Source organism: Geodermatophilus sp. URMC 62 (assembly GCF_052931475.1).
In genome coordinates this window covers 2,871,557-2,889,144 of sequence record NZ_JBRFHY010000001.1, presented here as the reverse complement: position 1 = coordinate 2,889,144, position 17,588 = coordinate 2,871,557, and the positions used below count along the sequence as shown (strand labels likewise).

Sequence of the window (17,588 nt, the reverse complement as noted above, 5' to 3'; positions counted from 1 at the left end):
CCGTGACCAGTTATGCCCCGGACATGCGAGAGACCATCGCCGCCCTGCCCACCGTGGGGGTGCACGACAGCGTCGGGAAGTTCGACACGGTCAAGACCTTCCTCGCCCGCTTCGGTTACATGGAGCGTGCGCCTCGAGCGAGCGAGGCCGGGGCGGACGACCTCGACGACGTCACCTCGCTGGCGCTGGCGACTTACCAGGCGCGGCACGGCCTGCCGGCGACGGGCGTCTTCGACGAGCAGACCCGGGAGATGATGAGCCGCGTCCGCTGCGGCTTCCCCGATGTCATCGGTAACGATGTCGCCTTCTCCACCACCTGCGCGTGGAACCGCGACGCGTTGACCTACGCCTTCGCCTCGGGGACCGGAGACGTCGCCGGTGACACCGAGCGCGACGCGGTGCGGAGGGCCTTCGCCACCTGGGCAGCGGCCACCCAGTTCACCTTCCGAGAGGTGGGGACGGGGGACAGCCCGGACATCCGGATCGCGTGGACCCCGGCCAACTGCGGCGACACGGACATGACCGGCGGCGTGCTCGCGCACGCGGACTACCCGCCCGGCTGCGGCTTCTACGGCAACGCGCTGCCCCGGCCGCTGCACTTCGACGACCAGGAGAACACATGGCGCGACGGTGCCGCCGCTGGCGAGTTCGATGTCGAGACCGTCGCCCTGCACGAGATCGGGCACATCCTCGGCCTCTCGCACTCCACCGTCGCCGGCTCGGTCATGTGGCCGACCATCGCCGCCAACAGCACCGTGCGGGTCCTCGCGCCCGACGACATCGAGGGCATCCGGCGGCTCTACCCGATCCGGGGTCCGGTCTTCGTCCGGCACAGCGGCCTGTGCCTGGACATCGCGGGCATCTCCACGGCCAACGGCGCGGAGGCCACCCAGTGGGAGTACTGGGGCGGGCAGAACCAGGTCTTCCGGATCGAGTGGGTCGAGGCGGGCCACTACCGGCTGATCGCCACGCACAGCGGTCGGGTGATCGACGTCAAGGGCTTCGCCACCGGGAACGGCGCGCAGATCCACCAGTGGGACTGGTGGGGCGGTGACAACCAGAAGTTCCGGCTCGACCCGGTCGGGCACGGCTACTACCGGGTGGTCGCCAAGCACAGCGGCCGAGTCCTGGACGTCAGCGGCATCTCGGCGAACAACGGCGCCCGCGTCGTCCAGTGGGACTGGTGGGGCGGTCAGAACCAGCAGTGGCGGCTCGGTCCCGCCCCGATCGTCGCCCGGCACTCCGGCAAGGCGCTCGACGTCAACGGTGGCTCGGTCGCCAACGGAGCGAAGATCATCCAGTGGCCGTACTGGGGCGGGGGGAACCAGCGGTTGCGGCTCGACCCGGTTGGTGACGGCTTCTACCGAATCGTCGTCGAGAGCTCGGGCAAGTGCCTGGACGTGGCCGGCATCTCCACGGCCAACGGCGCCCAGATCGTCCAGTGGGAGTACTGGGGCGGGGACAATCAGAAGTTCAAGCCGGAGCCCACCGGCGCCGGATACTACCGGCTGCGCGCCAAGCACAGCGGCAAGGTCCTCGACGTCTCCGGGGGCTCGACGGCGAACGGTGCACAGATCATCCAGTGGGACTGGTGGGGCGGTCAGAACCAGCAGTGGCGGCTCTAGTCGTCGTGGACTCGGCGTTGTGTCATCGCCGTCCCGGCGGCGGCGACACAACGCCGAACGGCGGATCCGTTCCTGGGTCCGGACCTCCCCCGGGTACAGCGGCGTCCTGGCGATAATCGGTGTGGAGACCGGACCACGGGGTGTACCGGGCGCTGCCCTCGGCGGCGGCCGAGGTGCCGGGCGAGCGACGTTGCACTCCCCGGTCAGCCGCCGCGCAGATGCGACGAACCGCCCTGGACCTCACGGTCCGGGGCGGTTCGTCCTCCTGCGAAGGACTCCCCACGGTCCACGAAGACCTCAGGGAGGGAGGGTGGAGGTGGCGGGAATCGAACCCGCGTCCTGCGACGCATACCCAGGGCTTCTCCGAGCGCAGTCCGCTGTGTCTCTGCTCGGCCCCACCGATCCCGCGAACAAGTCGGTGTGACGGGCCCAGTCGCTGTGCGGTGTCCCGCGCGCGCCCGCGACCGGCACGCACGGTGAGTCATCTAGCTGATGCCAGGATCCGGGCCGATGACGAACCCGGGCTGACAGACGGACCTACGCTGCGTCAGGCAGCGAGGGCCACGTCGCGCTGACTGAGGTCGGCGCTTGTGTGGTTTCCGACGCGTGGTTAACGAGCTCATCGTCGGCTTCCTCGGCTCGCTTCCCCTGGTCACCCGACCGCAGTCGAGACCATTCACCCCCTGTGCAGTTGTGCACCCATCCTAACCGGCACCACCAGCGCGTTGTTCCCCCGGCGCCCCGACCGGTCGCCACACGCACCCGCGGGCGCGGCTAGATCCAGTCGCGGCGCTTGAAGACGGCGTACAGCGTCAGGCTCACGCCCAGCATCAGCACCAGCGCGAACGGGTAGCCGAGGTGCCACGACAGCTCGGGCATGTCCTGGAAGTTCATCCCGTACACCGTGCCCACCAGCGTGGGCGCGAAGAGGATGGCCGCCCACGCGGAGATCTTCTTGACCTCCTCGCCCTGCGCGATCGAGGCCTCGGTGAGCTCGCGGATCTCCTCGTTCTGCCGCTGCGCCACCAGGGTCGCGTTGACGGTGAGGATGTCGCGCAGCTGCTGCCGGAACCCCTCCACCCGCTCGTTGACCTGGACGACGTGGTCGGCCACGTCGCGCAGGTAGCTGCGCAGCTCCTCGTCGACGCCGTACTTGTCGAACCCGGCGGTGATCGCGGCCAGGATGCCGGTCAGCGGTCGCGCGGCCCGCTGGAACTCCAGCACCTCCTGCGACAGCTCGTAGATGCGCCGGGAGACGCCGGGGTCGCCGCGGAACACCTCGGTCTCGATCTCGTCGATGTCGGTGGCCAGCCCGGCGACGACCGGTGCGTACCCGTCGACGACGGCGTCGAGGATCGCGTACAGCACCGCCTCGCTGCCCTTCTCGAGCAGGTCCGGCTCGCTCTCCAGCCGCCGCCGGACCCGCGAGAGGTCCGGCGACTCGCTGTGCCGCACGGTGATGGCGAAGTTCCGGCCGAGGAACAGGTGCAGCTCCCCGAACTCGACCTCCTCGGCCGCGTCCAGGTACCGGGCGGCCTTGAGGACGACGAACAGCGTGCTGCCGTAGCGCTCGAACTTCGGCCGCTGGTGGGCCTTGATGGCGTCCTCGACGGCGAGCTCGGGCAGGTCGTACTGCTCGGCCAGCTCCCCCAGCTCGGCCGGCTCGGGACGGTAGAGGCCCAGCCACACCAGGCGGTCGGGGTCCTCGGCCAGCCACTCGTGGCTCTCGGCCGGCGAGTCCGGCGTGGCCACCCGGCGGCCGGTCGAGTAGACGGCGTTGTCGACGACCGGCGACGGGCGCTCCTCGCGCGCCGGCTCGGCCGGCGCGACGACGACGGTGCGGGCGGTCGCCGGGCGGGGACGGCGCCCGAGGGTGGACAGGGCGCTCAGGGGCGCGAGGCGACGGTCGGCCATGACGGGCTCCGGGGGACGCTGGACGGCGAGGACTCAGCGGAGGTCCTCACCGCGCAGCCCACCGGCGCACGCGGCGACCGGGGCTCAGGCGGGGAGGACCTCGGGACTGGGACTGGGCGGTTCGCTGCGCACGCGCTCGCTCTCCCTCCCCGTCGGCGGCGGCCGGCATTCCGCGGGCCGTCGTCCATCGTGACACGCGCCGGCCCGGTGCCGCCGCACTCCCTCGGGTGAGGTGCCCCTCGGCCGGGTCGTGGTCGGCACCCGCCCTCCGGAGGGGACCGGCTCAGCCGGGGACCTCTCCCGTCGACGGCGGGACGTCCAGGGCGACGAGGAACCGCGACACCATCGCGTAGCCGCCGACCAGCACGGCGAGCTCCACGACCTGCCGGTCGTCGAGGTGCTCCCGCAGCGCGGTGAAGACGGCGTCGGGGACGGCGACGCTGCGGGTCGAGGCGTCGGTGAAGCGCAGGACGGCGGCCTGCACCGGCGACCAGACCGGCTCGGCGAGCGCGTCGTCGGCGCGCAGCACCCGCAGGTGCAGGTCGGTGAGCCCGGCGCGGCGGGCGATGGGCGCGTGCGACGTCCACTCGAACTCGGCGGCGTCGAGGACGGCGACCCGCAGCACCACCAGCTCGCGCAGGTCGTCGGGCAGCGTCGTCCCGCCGCGCAGCGCGCCGAGCAGCGCGTTCCAGCCCTCGGCCACCGGCGGGCTGTGCAGCAGCAGCCGGTCGAGGGTGGTCAGGACGCCCCGCCGGCGGGCGCGCAGCAGGTCGGCGGTCGGGCCCTCGTCCGGGGCCTCGGGCAGGCGGGTCACCGGCCGGCGAAGACCCCGGCCGGGTAGGCGCCGGCCGCCACGACCGTGCCCGACAGCTGCTTGCCCAGCTCGACCACGCGGGCGGTGCGCTCAGGACCCAGGTGCAGCCACGGGGTGGTCGAGAGCGCGTCGGTCTCGGCCTCGAGGTCGGCCCGCAGCCGCTGCCCGGCCTCGGTGAGGGTGCGGTCGGCGACCAGGCCGCGCTCGGCCAGCCGCGCCCAGCCGGCGGCCCACTCCTCGTCGGTCCACCCGCGCAGGGTCTGCGCGACCGGCTCGAGGAAGGCCCGGCCGGTGGCGACGTGGGTCTGCAGCGCCTCCATCCCCGACAGCTCGTGCCGCACGAGGACGGCGACGTGCGCGTCGCCGCGCCACTCCCGCAGCAGGGTGGCGCCGTGCCACAGCCGGCCGACCGGGTCCTCGGGCCAGGGCAGGTCGGCGTGGCCGGCGTAGAGCGGGCGGCCCTCGGCGGTGAGCACGGTGCACGCCTCGGCGAGCAGGTCGCCCAGCTCGGCGACCTCCGGTGCGGCCGCGGCCTCCTCGCCGCCGAGGAGCCGGGTCAGCGAGGCGCGCGCGGCGGCCAGCCGGGCGGTCACGACCTGCTCGGGAGAGGCCAGGGTCCACGCCCGCGGGACGTGCCGGGCCACGATCGCCGGCGAGAAGTTGGCGAAGGTCGCCGTCACCACGCCCGGGCCGACGGCGCCCATGGGCGCCGACCGGCCGGCGAAGTAGACCATCCGCCCCGGCCGCAGCCCGGCGGCGGTCAGGTGCTGCTCGGTCTCCGACACGAAGTACACGTGGTTGTGCAGCGGCTCGACGGCGCGGTGCGCGCGGCCGACGACGGCGGGGTCGAGGGACGCGGGCGGATCGGCGCTGACCATGCCGGCGACCCTAGCGAGGCGCCCTGTCGGGCCGGCGTCGCGACCGGGATGCGGTGCCCGACCGACCGTCGCCGCCACGCCGTCGCCGGTGTCGCCGCGCGCACGGGCGTTGCGGCCCGGCGGCGTCCGTCGGGAGCATGCGGGTCGCACGGGGGTCGAGCCCAGGAGGTCGAGATGCCCCGGTACCTCTTCATCGCCAACTACACACCGCAGGGGTCGAAGGCCGTGCTGGCCTCGGGCGGCACGGCCCGGCGCGCGGCCATCGAGAAGATGTGCGCCGACGCCGGCGGCCGGTTGGAGACCTTCGACTTCGCCTTCGGCACCGACGACGTCTACACGATCGTGGACCTCCCCGACGCCCGGACCGCGGCCGCGGTCGCGCTCACCGTCAACGCCAGCGCGGCGGCCCACGTCCGCACCGTCGTCCTGATGACCCCCGAGGAGGTCGACGCCGCGGGTCAGGTGCAGCCGCACTACCAGCCACCGGGCGCGTAGCCGGTCGCGCGGCCGGCCGAGCCGCACGACGAGGGCAGGACGGGTGACCCCCTGGATCGGCGTCCCCGCGCGTCCTCGTGCGGCTCGGTGCGGCCGCCGAGCCGTCGGGCGCCGGCCTCCCCGGCGAGGGCACGGGAGCGCCGGCAGCGGTGAGCCTCTCAGGCGGCCACCCCGAACAGCCGGGCGCCGTTGTGCCAGAGCACCGAGCGCAGCCAGTCGTCGCCGAGGTCGAGGCCGGCCAGCGCCGCGAGCTGCTCGGCGTAGGGGTACGGGATCGACGGGAAGTCGCTGCCGAGCAGCACCTTGTCGCGCAGCGCGGCCAGCCGCGGCCGGTCGGCGGGGTCGAAGGGCATCAGCCGCTCGGTGAAGGCGGTGGCGAACATCGTGGTGTCCAGGTGCACCCGCTCGTGCCGCTCGGCCAGGTCGAGGAACTCCCGGTACTCCGGCATGCCGAGGTGGGCGATGACCAGCTGCAGCCGCGGGTGGCGCTCGAGCAGGCCGCTCATCGGCGCCGGGCCGGTGTGCTCGCCGCGCAGCGGACCGGACCCGCAGTGGATGACCACCGGCGTCCCGGTCTCCTCCAGCCGCGCCCACACCGGCTCGAGCAGCGCGTCGCGCGGGTCGAAGGCGCCCACCTGCACGTGCACCTTGAACACCCGCACGCCGCGGTCGAGCGCCTCGGCGACGTAGTGCGGCGCCTCCGGCTCGGGGAAGAACGTGGCCGAGGACAGCACCTGCGGGTGGGCGGCGGCGAAGTCGTGCGACCAGTCGTTGAGCCAGGCGGCCATCCCCGCCTTGTGGGGATAGGGCAGCGTCGGGAAGGCCCGGACGCCGAGCCGGCCGAGGACGGCGAGCCGCTCGTCCTCGGGCAGCGGGTACTGCACGGGCCACTCGGTGCCGTAGTGGGTGTGCGCCGCCTCGAAGTACGACCACACCTTCGCCTGCACGCGCGGCGGGAGGAAGTGCACGTGCACGTCGACCAGGCCGGGCAGCCCCAGCTCGCGCCAGAACCGGGGGACGTCGGCGTCGTCGGCCGGCGGCGGGACGCTCACGAGCGCAGCGTGACGACGACCTTGCCGCGCACGTGCCCGCCGGCGACCAGGTCCTGCGCCTCGGCGGTGCGCTCCAGCGGGAACGCCTTGGCGATCGCGACGCGCAGCTGGCCGGCGTCGGCCATGCGGCCGAGCTCCTCGAGGTCGTGCCGCTCGGGGCGGACGAACACGTAGCGCCCGCCCGTGTCGTTGACCGACGGGTCGACGACGCTGGCGATCCGGGCGACGTCGCGCACCTGAGCCGGCGCGTCGGCGAGCGCGTCGCCGCCGGCGAGGTCGAGGACGGCGTCGACCGGCTCGGACAGCTGCCCGCTGATCGGCCCGGCGGAGTGGTCGAGGACCTCGGCGCCGGCGTCGCGGAGGAAGCCGTGGTTGCGCGGGCTGGCGGTACCGATGACGTGTGCGCCGAGCGCGACGGCGATCTGCACGGCGAAGAACCCGACGCCGCCGCTGGCGCGGTGGACGAGCACGCGGTCGCCCTCGCCGACGTCGAGCGCCTCGGTGAGCGCCTGGTAGGCGGTCAGCCCGGCCAGCGGCAGTGCGCCGGCCTCGGCGAAGGACAGCGACGCCGGCTTGCGCGCCACGCAGCGCTGCGGCGCGGGCACCAGCTCGGCGGCGGTCCCCCACTGGACGTCGTCACGGCGCAGGTAGCCGAACACCTCGTCACCGGGCGCGAGGTCGTGGACCGCCGGCCCGACCGCCTCGACGGTGCCGGCCAGGTCCCAGCCCGGGACGATCGGGAAGTGGTGCGGGAAGGACCCGGCCAGGTGCCCCTCGCGGATCCCGACGTCGACCGGGTTGACCCCGGCGGCGTGCGCGCGCACGAGCACCGTGTCCGGCCCCACCGGCGGCTCGGGCAGGTCCTCGCGCAGCGTCAGGACGTCGGAGCCGCCGAAGCGGTCGTACGCGATCCCCCTCACCGACGTCCCTTCACGTACCGGCCGAAGGCCTTCTGGATCTCCCGGCGCGAGTCGCGCTCGGCGAGGTCCTGCCGCTTGTCGTAGGACTTCTTGCCCTTGGCCAGCGCGAGCGTGGCCTTGACCTTGCCGTCCTTGAAGTAGATGTCGAGGGGCACGAGCGTCAGGCCGCCCTCGCGGGTCTTGCCGATCAGCTTGTCGATCTCCTCGCGGTGCATGAGCACCTTGCGCTTGCGCCGCGGGGCGTGGTTGGTCCAGGTGCCCTGCGTGTACTCGGGGATGTGCACGTGCTGCAGCCACACCTCGCCGCCGTCGACGGTGGCGAAGCCGTCGACCAATGAGGCGCGCCCGGCGCGCAGGCTCTTCACCTCGGTGCCGGTGAGCACCAGGCCGACCTCGTAGGTGTCGAGGATCGAGTAGTCGTGCCGCGCCTTCTTGTTCTGGGCGATGAGCTTGCGCCCTGTCTCACGCGGCATGTCGTCAGGTTAACCGCGGGCGCCGCGGTGCTCCTCCCGGTCGCGCGGTCAGGACGCCGCGACCTCGCGGCGGAGCTGGGCGTAGGTGGGCGCCTGCACCGGCAGGAACGCCGCCTCCCGGACCCGGCGGGCGGTGGCGCTGCCGGCGCGGTAACCGCCGGCGCCGGTGACGGCCACCTCCAGCCGGACGGCGTCCGCGGCGACCTGCAGGCCGGCCAGCCGCAGCCGGGCCAGGCCCCCGGGCCCGAGCCCGACCCGGTCGGCGGCGAGGTCCTCCACCCGCCGGCCGACGTCGTCGCGGGCGGCGACCAACTCCTCGTGCTCGGTGCGCAGGACCCCGCCCGCGTGCCGGGCGGCCGCGGCCAGGGCGGCGTCGGCCACCCCCAGGGTGAGCGACGTCTGCAGCAGCAACTTGGTCGGCCGGCACATCGCGACGAAGGAGGTGAGGTCCTCGCTGAGCACCTGGTCGGCGGACACGGCGACCCCGTCGAGGTGCAGCCCGCCGGTGCCGGTGCCGTTGAGGCCGAGCAGCCGGTGCGGCTCGGTGGGCGTGACGCCGTCGTCGGTGCGCCGGAACTGCGCGACCAGCCGGCCCTCGTCGGGCGCCTGCACGGGGACGACGACGACCGCGTCGTCGAAGAGGTTCGACGCCCAGCCGACCGTCCCGGACAGCCGCCAGCCGCTGCCGTCCGGCCGCGCCGACACGGGCAGCTCCGAGGCGCCGGTGGGGTCGGCGACCGCCGGGGCGAGCGCGGTCGCCCCGGTCACCTCCCCGCCCCGCAGCTGCCGCACCAGGCCGGCCATCGACGGCGGCGGCGGGCAGAAGCGCAGGTACTCGATCACCATCCGCTGCGACCAGACGGAGAACGCCGTGGCCAGGGACAGCGCCGCCACCTCGCGGACCAGCCGCACCGAGGCCACCAACGCCGCGGTGGGGTCGTCGTCCTCGGCGCCGAGCGCCCCGACGGCACCCAGCCGGCGCAGCGCCGGCCGCACGTCGGCCCGGCCCGCGTCCACGTCCTCCGCACCGGCCGCCGCGTGCTCGCGCACCCCGGCGACGTCGACCGTCGTCATGCCGCCCTCCCCTGTCCGCTCCGGCCCGGTACTACCCACCGCGAGCCGCGGGACGCACGGGCCTCGGGGCGCACGGGCCTCGGGGGCCGCCGCGTCAGAGCCGGACGTAGAGGCGCAGCGTCACGTAGGCGGCGACGGCGGCCAGGCCCACGCCGGCCGCGGCGATGATCGGACTGATGGTGGCGATCGCGCTCCAGTCGACCGGCGGGATGATCCCGGCCTTGATCGGCCCGGCGAGCGTCTTGTCGACGAAGAGCACCTTGGTGAGCACCAGCCCGCCGACGGCGAGCAGCGCGCCGATGAGACCGGCCAGCGCCGCCTCGAGGATGAACGGCAGCTGCGTGTACCAGCGCGAGGCCCCCACCAGACGCATGATGTTGGTCTCGTTGCGCCGGTTGAACGCCGCCAGCTGGATGGTGTTGGAGATCAGCAGCAACGCCGCCAGCGCCTGCACCACCGCGACGGCGATGGTCGCGTTGCGGGCGCCGTTGAGCAGGCTGAACAGCCGGTCGAGGAAGTCGCCCTCGTCGCGCACCTGGTCGACGCCGTTCTGCCCGTTGGGGAACGCCGCCGCGACGACCGCGTAGCGCTCGGGGTTGACCAGCTCGACGCGGAAGCTCTCCGGCAGCGCGTCCGGCGGGGTGTTCTCGACCAGCTCGGGCTGCTGGCTGAACTGCTGCCGGAAGCGCTCGTAGGCCTCCTCCTTGGACTCGTAGATGTAGCTGGCCACCTCCGGGGAGTCGGCCAGCTGCGCCTCGATGGCGCTGCGCTGCTCGTCGGTGACGTCGTCGGCCAGGAAGATGGAGACCTGCACCTTGTCGTAGTAGATCTCCTTCATGTCGGAGATCATCCCGGCGATGAGCAGGCCGGTGCCCATGAGACCGAGCGAGATGGCCGTGGTCAGGATCATCGCGACCGTCATGGTCAGGTTGCGACGCAGCCCGGTGGCCACCTCGGAGAGGACGAAGTTGACGCGCATGGGTTCCCTTGCGTGAGGTGCAGGTCGAAGAGGGGCGTTACCGGCCGACGCCGTAGACGCCGCGCGACTGGTCGCGGGTGATCTGGCCGCCGTTGAGCTCGATCACGCGGCGGCGCATCGAGTCGACGATGTGGTAGTCGTGCGTCGCCATGATCACCGTGGTGCCGGTGCGGTTGATCCGCTCCAGCAGCAGCATGATGCCCTCGCTGGTCTCCGGGTCGAGGTTGCCGGTGGGCTCGTCGGCGAGCAGGACCAGCGGCCGGTTGACGAACGCGCGGGCGATCGCGACCCGCTGCTGCTCACCACCGGAGAGCTCGTGCGGCAGCCGGTTGGCCTTGCCGTCGAGGCCGACCATCTCCAGCACCTCGGGGACGACGCGCTTGATGGTGCGGTGCGGCTTGTTGATGACCTCGAGCGCGAAGGCGACGTTCTCCGCCACGGTCCGGTTGCGCAGCAGCCGGAAGTCCTGGAAGACGCAGCCCATCGAGCGGCGCAGCTTGGGCACCTGCCACTTGCTCATGCCGTTGAGCGTCTTGCCGTTGACGACGACCGTGCCGCGCGTGGGGTCGTCCTCCTTGAGCAGCAGCCGCAGGAAGGTCGACTTGCCCGAGCCGGACGAGCCGATGAGGAAGACGAACTCGCCCTTGTCGATCTCGGTCGACACGTCATCGAGGGCCGGCCGGTTGCTGGCCGGGTAGAGCTTGGTGACGTGTTGCAATTCGATCACGAGGCGCCACGGTACCTGCCCGCGGCCGCAGGATGACCGGTTCGCCACAGACGCGCAGGCCGGGTCGCGCGGCGGCTGACCGGCCGTCACTCGCACCCCACGAGGACGCCGGCGGACGTCGTCGCCGGCCGTCAGCCGGCGGCCACGGACTCCTGCTGACGGCGCCAGCGGATGCCGGCCTCGATGAAGCCGTCGATGTCACCGTCGAGGACCGCGCCGGTGTTGCCGGTCTCCTGCTCGGTGCGCAGGTCCTTGACCATCTGGTAGGGGTGCAGGACGTAGGAGCGCATCTGGTTGCCCCAGCTGCTGCCCTCCCCGCGCAGCGCGTCCATCTCGGCCCGCTGCTCCTCCTGCCGCTTGGCCAGCAGCCGCGCCTGCAGCACGCGCATGGCCGCGGCGCGGTTCTGGATCTGGCTCTTCTCGTTCTGGCAGGAGACGACGATGCCGGTGGGCAGGTGGGTGATCCGCACCGCGGAGTCGGTGGTGTTGACGCTCTGCCCGCCGGGGCCGGAGGACCGGAAGACGTCGATGCGGATCTCGTTCTCCGGGATGTCGACGTGGTCGGTCTGCTCGACGACCGGCAGCACCTCCACCCCGGCGAACGACGTCTGCCGGCGGCCCTGGTTGTCGAACGGCGAGATGCGCACCAGCCGGTGGGTGCCCTGCTCGACCGACAGCGTGCCGTAGGCGTAGGGCTGCTTGACCGCGAAGGTGGCCGACTTGATGCCGGCCTCCTCGGCGTAGCTGATGTCGTAGACCTCGACGGGGTAGCGGTGCCGCTCGGCATAGCGCAGGTACATCCGCATGAGCATCTCGGCGAAGTCGGCCGCGTCGACGCCGCCGGCCTCCGACCGGATGGTGACCAGCGCCTCGCGCGAGTCGTACTCGCCGTTGAGCAGGGTGCGGACCTCGAGCTCGTCGATCTCCTTGCGCAGCGCGGTCAGCTCCCGCTCGGCCTCGGCGGTGACGGCCTCGTCGCTCTCCTCGGCGGCCATCTCGTGCAGCAGGCCGACGTCGTCGAGCCGGCGGCGCAGCTCCTCGACCCGGCGCAGGTCGCCCTGCAGGTAGGACAGCTTGGAGGTGAGCGCCTGGGCGGCCTCGACGTCGTTCCAGAGGTCCGGCGCGGCGGCCTGCTCCTCGAGCTCGGCGACCTCCCGGCGGAGTCGGTCGACGTCGAGGACGGCCTCGATCGACGTCAGGGTCGTGTCGAGCTCGTCCAGGACGACGGCGAAGTCAGCGGCCACGTCGATCCAGGGTAGTGCGCTCGGTGCGGGGTAGGCCCACGGCATGAGCGAACCGCGGCGCGAGCGGACCCGCGAGGAGTACGCGCGCGGTCTGCCCGACCACCACGACCCGACCGCCGGCATCCTCGGCGCCGCCCCGGCGCAGTCCGCGCTGACGCTGCGGCTGGTGCTGGCCGCCTTCGGCCTCGTCGTCTGCGTCGTCTCCGGCGTCCTGTGGCTGCGCACCGACCTGCCCACCTGGCCGGCGGTGGTGCTGTTCGTCCTCGGCGCGGTGACGCTGGTCGACCTGGTCGTGGTGGCCCGGCGCAAGCTCCGCGGCGAGCCGGGCTGAGGAAGGACCCCCTGCCCCCGGGCCGCGCGAGCTCGGCACGGGACCCTGCGGGGGGCCGCTCCAGCACGTCACCACCGTCTGAGAGGAGCACGCCTGTGCGTGCCGTCGTGTACACCGAGTACGGGGATCCCGACGTGCTGGGCGTCGGCGAGGTCGAGGAGCCGCACGCCGGGCGGGGGCAGGTCCGCGTCGCCGTGCGCGCGGCGAGCGTCAACCCGATCGACTGGAAGGTCGTGTCCGGCGCCATGTCCGGCGGGGGCAGGCCGGACGGCCCGACCGTCCCCGGCTCCGACGCCGCAGGCGTGGTCGACGAGGTCGGTGAGGGGGTCACCGGGGTGCAGGTCGGCGACCCGGTGTTCGGCCTGGGCTCGGGCACCGCCGCGGAGCGCGCCGTCCTCAGGGCGTGGGCACCCAAGCCGCCCGACGTCTCGTTCGAGACCGCCGCCGGGCTGGGCGTGGCCGGGGAGACCGCCGTCCGGGTGCTCGACCTGCTCGGCCTGGCCGAGGGCCGGACCGTCGTCGTCGACGGCGCCAGCGGCGGGGTCGGCATCGCGACCGTGCAGGTGGCCGTCAGCCGCGGTCTGCAGGTGATCGGCACGTCGAGCTCGGCCAACGCCGACTTCGTCCGCTCGCTGGGCGCGCTGCACACCCCCTACGGCGAGGGGCTCGCCGACCGGGTGCACGAGATCGCGCCCGACGGGGTCGACGGCGCGGTCGACACCGCCGGCAGGGGCTCGGTGCGCGACCTCGTCGCGCTGACCGGCGACCCCGGCAGGGTCGTCACCATCGCCGACTTCGGTGCCGCGGAGCTGGGCGTGCAGGTCACCTCCGGCGGCGGTGGTGGTGCGGCCCGGCTGGCCGAGGTGGGGGCGCTGGTGGTGCAGGGCCGCCTGCAGATGCCGGTCGAGGCGGTGTACCCGCTCGAGCAGGTGGCCGAGGCCTACCGGCGCAGCCGCGAGGGGCACGTGCGCGGCAAGCTCGTCCTCTCCGTCTGACTACGGCTCGCGGGTCTGGTCGACCACCCAGCGCAGGTAGTCGGCGTTGCCGCCGCTCACCGGCAGGGCGAGCACACAGGGGACGTCGTAGGGGTGCAGCTCGGCGGTGCGGGCGACGACCGCCGGCACCAGGGACCGGCGGGTGTGCAGGGCGACGCGGGCCTCGGGGTCGTCGTGCACCCGCCCCTCCCACCGGTACACCGACCGGATCGCGGCGAGCTGCTGGCCGCAGGCGGCCAGCCGCTCCTCGACCAGCGTCCGCGTGTACCCGGCCAGCCAGCCGGCGTCCGGACCGGTGACGACCACCTCGACCACGTCCTCGGGCTCCACGCCGGTCATCGTGCGGGTGCGTGGCGCCGTCCGCGCGGGTAGGGGCCGCCCATGAACGACGACCTGACCCTCGACATCGACGGTGACCGCTACGTGGTCCGCAAGGGCGACACCGGGCTGCAGGTGGGCCGCCGCAACGGCGACGACGTCGCCTGGCTCGACGACGTCGACCCCGGGCTGCTGACCGAGGACGCGCGCGCCGCCCTGGCCGAGGGCGACACCTCCAACGAGGCGCTGCGGCTGGCGATCGGCGGCATCGTGCAGGGCGAGGTGAAGCGCGGCGGCTGACCACCGCGGGCCGGGCCGGGCTCGCCGTGCGGTCCCCGCCGGGAGGGACCTCCGACCCCTCCGGGCCGTGTCCGGCCGTCCTAGCGTGGGCGGCGGGTGCCGAGCCGCCGGCGCCCGGCCGCCGGCCCCGTCGGCCGGTCTCCCCAGGGAGTCGCCATGAGCGCGCCCGTCGACCAACCGCACCGCCCGGCGGCAGGAGCGCCGCCGGCTCCCGAAGTGCCGGACTCCCCCGCCGCCCTGACACCCACGGCGCCCGAGCAGGAGCCCGGGCACGCCGCGGCCGACCCCGAGCGGCGCGGACTCGAGGAGCGCGGCTGGCTGCTGTTCGCCGTCGTGGTGGCGTTCCTGGTCCTCGCCTTCGCCGGCATGATCGTGCTGACCGCCCTCGGCGGGGGGACGACCTACGTCCGCTGAGGTGTCAGCCGGTGGCTCGACCCGTGCCGCGGGTGCGTCCTCCTGGAGCTCGCGGGACAGCTGCAGCCCGTGGTCCGCGCTCGCCTCGGTCGTCTCGTGGTCCGGCACGTCGAGCGCGGACCCGTCGTCCTCCCCCGCTCCCGCACCGACCGGGACCGGGCGGACCGACACGGCGGGTCCGTGCGACGTCGTGCTCTGCCCACACCTGTGGGCAGAGCACGACGGGCCGCGGCGGAGCCACCGGCCGCCGTCCGCGCCGTCCGCTCACGGCCCTCGGGGCGCTCCCCGCGTCGCAGGCCCTTCTGGCCCGGCCCGCTCGTCCCTACCCTCCGTGCGGTGGGCCCAGACCGCACCGAGGACGGCGACCTCCCGGGTCGGCCGCTCCCCGCGCGGCTCGACCCCCGCACCGGCCGTTCCCGCCGGGACGCCGCCGGGGCCGCCGGCAGCCGGACCGGACGCCGCACCGGACCGGCCGTCGTCGCCGCCCGGGCCGTGGCCGCCGTCCTGTCGCTGGTGCTGCTGGCCGGCAGCGGCTGGGGCTGGTACCTCGGGCGGGTCGCGCAGGCGACGGTCAACCGCACCGACGCCCTCCCCACCGAGGGCAACGCCGAGGCGGGCGACGTCCCCGAGGCGATGAACCTGCTGCTGGTCGGCAACGACAGCCGCGCCGACCTGAGCGACGAACAGCTCGCCGAGCTCGACGCCGGCACCGACTCCGGGATCAACACCGACACGATGATCCTGGCGCACGTCCCGGCCGACGGGTCGCAGGCCTCGTTCGTCTCGTTCCCGCGGGACTCCTACGTGGAGATCCCCGGCCACGGCAGGGACAAGCTCAACGCCGCCTACGCACACGGCTGGTCGGGGGCGCCCGACTCCGCGACCGACGAGGAGAGGCGGGCCGCGGGCGCGCAACTGCTCGTGCAGACGATCAGTCAGCTCACCGGCCTGCAGATCGACCACTACGCCGAGGTCGACCTGCTGGGCTTCTTCCAGCTCAGCAGCGTCGTCGGCGGTGTGGAGGTCAACCTCTGCGAGGCCGTCGACGACTCCGCCTACTCCGGCGCGGTCTTCCCCGCCGGGGAGCAGACGATCGAGGGCGCCGACGCGCTGCGCTTCGTGCGGCAGCGCCACGGCCTGCCCCGCGGCGACCTCGACCGGATCGTCCGCCAGCAGGTGTTCCTCGCCGGCGTGCTGCGCAAGATGCTCTCCCAGCACGTGCTGTTCGACCTGGGCACGCAGCGCCGGCTGGTCCAGGCGGCCTCCCGGTCGCTCACCGTCGACCGCGACCTCGACCTGCTCGACCTCGCCCGGCAGGTGCAGGCGGTCACCCCCGACAGCATCCGGTTCGAGACCGTGCCGATCGCCGACGCCGCCGCCGAGGACGAGCAGGGCCGCTCCATCGTGGAGCTGGCCGACGAGGACACGCTGCACGACTTCTTCGCGCACCTGTCCGCCGAGCCGGAGACACCGCCCGAGGACTCTCCTGAGGCCCCCGATGCGCCGGCGGCGCCGGACACGGTCGCGCCCTCCGAGGTGCCGGTGCAGGTCGACAACGGCTCGGGGATCTCCGGCGCGGCCGCCGCGGCCGCCGCCGACCTGGAGGACGCCGGCTTCCCGGTCCGCGGCTTCGGCAACGCCGACCGCAGCGACTACGACCGGACGACCATCCGGCACGCCCCCGGCGACGAGGCGCTGGCCGCCACGCTCGCCGCGCAGGTCCCCGGCGCCGTCGTCGAGGTGGACGACGAGGCCACCACCGGGACCGTCGACCTGGTCCTCGGCGCGGACTTCGCCGGCATCGGCCAGGCGGTGACGCCGGTGACGTCGGCCGCCGAGGGCCCGGCGGAGCCGGGGCGGACCGCCGCCGACACCGGCTGCATCAACTGAGGCGACCGGCCACGGTCAGCGGTCGACGTAGCGGTCGGTCTCGACCACGAACTGCCCGGTCGCGGTGTTGGCGTCGACGAACTCCGGCAGCAGCGGGATCCGCACGGTCACCGTCGCGCAGACCGAGAACTCCTCCCCCGGCAGCAGGCTCGGCGCGTACGCACCCGCGGCGTCGCAGCCGGCGTCCGCCGGCGCGTAGGCCACCCGCACGTCCGTGGCCTCGACCGACTGGTCCTCCACCGCCAGCTGCGCCGCCCGCTGCGCCCGCGCCAGGCCGGTGGCGACGTCGGGCGCGGTGGCCAGCGCCCGCCCGGCCTCCCGCGCGGCCGCCGTCGAGGCGAACACCCCGCGCTGCACCGCCGAGAAACCGGCCACCACGTAGACCAGCGGCACGAACACCACCAGCGCCACGAACACGAACTCCACCAGCGCCGACCCGCGCTCACCGCCGCCCAGCCGCGCCCGCAGCCACCTCACGGCGCCTCCTCCACCGCCCGGCCGGTCACCTGCAGCGGCAGCACGTCGCCCAGCCCGGCCAGCAGCGTGGGCACCGCCCCGCGGCAGCGCACGGTCACCAGCACCAGCCCGGAGCCGTCGACCTCCTCCGCGGCGGTGCACGCCAGCCCCTCGGCGGTCCGCACCGACGTCGCCCGGGCCACCACCGCCAGCGTCCGGCCGGTCGCCTCCGACGCCGGCACGTCGGCGTTGGCCGCGTACCGCGCACCCTCCTGCGCGCCGGCGGTCACCACGTTGCGCACGTGCACGTAGACGGCCACCTGCAGCACCGCCAGGAGCAGCACCACGACCAGCACCGACACCAGCACGAACTCGACGACGGCGCTCCCCCGCTCGCCGTCGTCAGGTGCGGGGGCGGAACGGCCCCGTCCCGGGTCCCACCCCGAGCGGAGCGAGGGATGGGGAGGACGGGGTCCTCCCTCAGCCGCCATTCGTGACCGACGCCAGCGCGTTGGTCACCGCCGCCACGATCGCCTCGCGGAACGGGACGAGGATGGCCAGCACCAGCGCCGCCGTCATCACCGTGATCATCACCCAGCCGGGGACGTCGCCCCGCTCGGGATCGCCGCTCCGCAGCCGGGCGGCCAGCACCGCCACGACCGTCACCAGCCAGGCCCAGGCCCGCATCC

At 74.1% G+C, this 17,588-nt stretch carries 21 protein-coding genes and 1 other RNA gene; 7 read left to right on the top strand and 15 right to left on the bottom strand.

Annotated elements, in window-relative coordinates; genetic code table 11:
• The first annotated feature begins 2 nt into the window (after positions 1 to 2).
• Positions 3 to 1,625 carry an RICIN domain-containing protein gene (locus ACU616_RS14040; protein WP_446759067.1) on the top strand — a complete coding sequence of 541 codons (1,623 nt, stop codon included), beginning with the start codon at positions 3 to 5 and terminating at the stop codon, positions 1,623 to 1,625.
• 308 nt (positions 1,626 to 1,933) lie between these two features.
• Here the strand turns inward: ACU616_RS14040 and ssrA are convergent.
• From ssrA to ACU616_RS14020, 4 genes are all read right to left on the bottom strand, one after another.
• Positions 1,934 to 2,309: a transfer-messenger RNA gene (gene ssrA / locus ACU616_RS14035) on the bottom strand.
• Between the two features lie 90 nt (positions 2,310 to 2,399).
• The gene (locus ACU616_RS14030) at positions 2,400 to 3,539 is read right to left on the bottom strand and encodes a magnesium and cobalt transport protein CorA (protein ID WP_446759066.1); all 1,140 of its coding nucleotides are present in this window, start codon (positions 3,537 to 3,539) and stop codon (positions 2,400 to 2,402) included.
• Positions 3,540 to 3,822: 283 nt separating this feature from the next.
• The gene (locus tag ACU616_RS14025; protein WP_446759065.1) at positions 3,823 to 4,353 is read right to left on the bottom strand and encodes a carboxymuconolactone decarboxylase family protein; all 531 of its coding nucleotides are present in this window, start codon (positions 4,351 to 4,353) and stop codon (positions 3,823 to 3,825) included.
• Positions 4,350 to 5,231 carry an SCO6745 family protein gene (locus tag ACU616_RS14020; RefSeq protein WP_446759064.1) on the bottom strand — a complete coding sequence of 294 codons (882 nt, stop codon included), beginning with the start codon at positions 5,229 to 5,231 and terminating at the stop codon, positions 4,350 to 4,352. The genes ACU616_RS14025 and ACU616_RS14020 overlap by 4 nt, the downstream gene beginning before the upstream one ends.
• Before the next feature lie 174 nt (positions 5,232 to 5,405).
• Here ACU616_RS14020 and ACU616_RS14015 point away from each other — a divergent pair, with 174 nt between their 5' ends.
• Positions 5,406 to 5,726, top strand: coding sequence for a GYD domain-containing protein (locus ACU616_RS14015; protein WP_446759063.1), 321 nt, complete (start codon positions 5,406 to 5,408; stop codon positions 5,724 to 5,726).
• 158 nt (positions 5,727 to 5,884) lie between these two features.
• Here the strand turns inward: ACU616_RS14015 and ACU616_RS14010 are convergent, their stop codons facing one another.
• The 7 genes from ACU616_RS14010 to prfB form a co-directional block, all read right to left on the bottom strand.
• Entirely contained in the window at positions 5,885 to 6,778 is an 894-nt protein-coding gene (locus ACU616_RS14010; protein ID WP_446759062.1) for an amidohydrolase family protein, read from the bottom strand.
• Positions 6,775 to 7,698, bottom strand: a complete 924-nt coding sequence (locus ACU616_RS14005; protein WP_446759061.1) for an NADP-dependent oxidoreductase — start codon at positions 7,696 to 7,698, stop codon at positions 6,775 to 6,777. The genes ACU616_RS14010 and ACU616_RS14005 overlap by 4 nt, the downstream gene beginning before the upstream one ends.
• Positions 7,695 to 8,171, bottom strand: coding sequence for an SsrA-binding protein SmpB (smpB, locus tag ACU616_RS14000; protein WP_446759060.1), 477 nt, complete (start codon positions 8,169 to 8,171; stop codon positions 7,695 to 7,697). The genes ACU616_RS14005 and smpB overlap by 4 nt, the downstream gene beginning before the upstream one ends.
• Positions 8,172 to 8,219: 48 nt before the next feature.
• Positions 8,220 to 9,245: a hypothetical protein gene (locus ACU616_RS13995; protein WP_446759059.1), complete on the bottom strand. Its 1,026-nt coding sequence runs from the start codon at positions 9,243 to 9,245 to the stop codon at positions 8,220 to 8,222.
• Positions 9,246 to 9,339: 94 nt separating this feature from the next.
• Positions 9,340 to 10,224 carry a permease-like cell division protein FtsX gene (ftsX, locus tag ACU616_RS13990; protein ID WP_446759058.1) on the bottom strand — a complete coding sequence of 295 codons (885 nt, stop codon included), beginning with the start codon at positions 10,222 to 10,224 and terminating at the stop codon, positions 9,340 to 9,342.
• Positions 10,225 to 10,261: 37 nt separating this feature from the next.
• Complete coding sequence (ftsE, locus tag ACU616_RS13985; RefSeq protein WP_446759057.1) at positions 10,262 to 10,951, bottom strand: cell division ATP-binding protein FtsE; 690 nt, start codon at positions 10,949 to 10,951, stop codon at positions 10,262 to 10,264.
• A gap of 131 nt (positions 10,952 to 11,082) precedes the next feature.
• A complete protein-coding gene (gene prfB, locus ACU616_RS13980) occupies positions 11,083 to 12,195 on the bottom strand; it encodes a peptide chain release factor 2 (RefSeq protein ID WP_446759056.1) in 1,113 nt (370 codons plus the stop codon).
• A gap of 43 nt (positions 12,196 to 12,238) precedes the next feature.
• Between prfB and ACU616_RS13975 the strand changes: the two genes are divergently transcribed.
• Positions 12,239 to 12,526 (top strand): DUF6343 family protein, encoded by a 288-nt coding sequence (locus ACU616_RS13975; protein WP_446759055.1) that lies wholly within the window; start codon positions 12,239 to 12,241, stop codon positions 12,524 to 12,526.
• Between the two features lie 95 nt (positions 12,527 to 12,621).
• Complete coding sequence (locus tag ACU616_RS13970) at positions 12,622 to 13,521, top strand: NADP-dependent oxidoreductase (protein WP_446759054.1); 900 nt, start codon at positions 12,622 to 12,624, stop codon at positions 13,519 to 13,521.
• Here ACU616_RS13970 and cutA read toward each other — a convergent pair whose 3' ends face one another.
• Positions 13,522 to 13,851, bottom strand: coding sequence for a divalent-cation tolerance protein CutA (gene cutA / locus ACU616_RS13965; protein ID WP_446759053.1), 330 nt, complete (start codon positions 13,849 to 13,851; stop codon positions 13,522 to 13,524).
• A 51-nt stretch (positions 13,852 to 13,902) separates the two neighbouring features.
• On the opposite strand from cutA, the gene ACU616_RS13960 reads away from it, so the two are divergent.
• From ACU616_RS13960 to ACU616_RS13950, 3 genes are all read left to right on the top strand, one after another.
• A complete protein-coding gene (locus ACU616_RS13960; RefSeq protein WP_446759052.1) occupies positions 13,903 to 14,139 on the top strand; it encodes a hypothetical protein in 237 nt (78 codons plus the stop codon).
• 156 nt (positions 14,140 to 14,295) lie between these two features.
• The gene (locus ACU616_RS13955; protein WP_446759051.1) at positions 14,296 to 14,553 is read left to right on the top strand and encodes a hypothetical protein; all 258 of its coding nucleotides are present in this window, start codon (positions 14,296 to 14,298) and stop codon (positions 14,551 to 14,553) included.
• Positions 14,554 to 14,889: 336 nt separating this feature from the next.
• The gene (locus tag ACU616_RS13950) at positions 14,890 to 16,443 is read left to right on the top strand and encodes an LCP family protein (protein WP_446759050.1); all 1,554 of its coding nucleotides are present in this window, start codon (positions 14,890 to 14,892) and stop codon (positions 16,441 to 16,443) included.
• A 15-nt stretch (positions 16,444 to 16,458) separates the two neighbouring features.
• Here ACU616_RS13950 and ACU616_RS13945 read toward each other — a convergent pair whose 3' ends face one another.
• Genes ACU616_RS13945 through ACU616_RS13935 form a run of 3 tightly spaced genes read right to left on the bottom strand, consistent with a single transcriptional unit; the run spans position 16,459 to position 17,586 of the window.
• Entirely contained in the window at positions 16,459 to 16,920 is a 462-nt protein-coding gene (locus ACU616_RS13945) for a hypothetical protein (protein WP_446759049.1), read from the bottom strand.
• Positions 16,917 to 17,390, bottom strand: a complete 474-nt coding sequence (locus ACU616_RS13940; RefSeq protein ID WP_446759048.1) for a TadE/TadG family type IV pilus assembly protein — start codon at positions 17,388 to 17,390, stop codon at positions 16,917 to 16,919. Before ACU616_RS13940 ends, ACU616_RS13945 begins: the two co-directional genes overlap by 4 nt.
• The gene (locus ACU616_RS13935; protein ID WP_446759047.1) at positions 17,380 to 17,586 is read right to left on the bottom strand and encodes a hypothetical protein; all 207 of its coding nucleotides are present in this window, start codon (positions 17,584 to 17,586) and stop codon (positions 17,380 to 17,382) included. Before ACU616_RS13935 ends, ACU616_RS13940 begins: the two co-directional genes overlap by 11 nt.
• Between the last annotated feature and the right edge of the window lie 2 nt (positions 17,587 to 17,588).

Excerpts from the sequence above, each read along its gene's own strand:
- ACU616_RS14030 (WP_446759066.1), bottom strand. The coding sequence starts at position 3,539 with ATGGCCGACCGTCGCCTCGCGCCCCTGAGCGCCCTGTCCACCCTCGGG.
- ACU616_RS14020 (WP_446759064.1), bottom strand. The coding sequence starts at position 5,231 with ATGGTCAGCGCCGATCCGCCCGCGTCCCTCGACCCCGCCGTCGTCGGC.
- ACU616_RS14015 (WP_446759063.1), top strand. The coding sequence starts at position 5,406 with ATGCCCCGGTACCTCTTCATCGCCAACTACACACCGCAGGGGTCGAAG.
- smpB (WP_446759060.1), bottom strand. The coding sequence starts at position 8,171 with ATGCCGCGTGAGACAGGGCGCAAGCTCATCGCCCAGAACAAGAAGGCG.
- ACU616_RS13995 (WP_446759059.1), bottom strand. The coding sequence starts at position 9,245 with ATGACGACGGTCGACGTCGCCGGGGTGCGCGAGCACGCGGCGGCCGGT.
- ftsX (WP_446759058.1), bottom strand. The coding sequence starts at position 10,224 with ATGCGCGTCAACTTCGTCCTCTCCGAGGTGGCCACCGGGCTGCGTCGC.
- ACU616_RS13975 (WP_446759055.1), top strand. The coding sequence starts at position 12,239 with ATGAGCGAACCGCGGCGCGAGCGGACCCGCGAGGAGTACGCGCGCGGT.
- ACU616_RS13960 (WP_446759052.1), top strand. The coding sequence starts at position 13,903 with ATGAACGACGACCTGACCCTCGACATCGACGGTGACCGCTACGTGGTC.
- ACU616_RS13955 (WP_446759051.1), top strand. The coding sequence starts at position 14,296 with ATGAGCGCGCCCGTCGACCAACCGCACCGCCCGGCGGCAGGAGCGCCG.
- ACU616_RS13940 (WP_446759048.1), bottom strand. The coding sequence starts at position 17,390 with ATGGCGGCTGAGGGAGGACCCCGTCCTCCCCATCCCTCGCTCCGCTCG.
- ACU616_RS13935 (WP_446759047.1), bottom strand. The coding sequence starts at position 17,586 with ATGCGGGCCTGGGCCTGGCTGGTGACGGTCGTGGCGGTGCTGGCCGCC.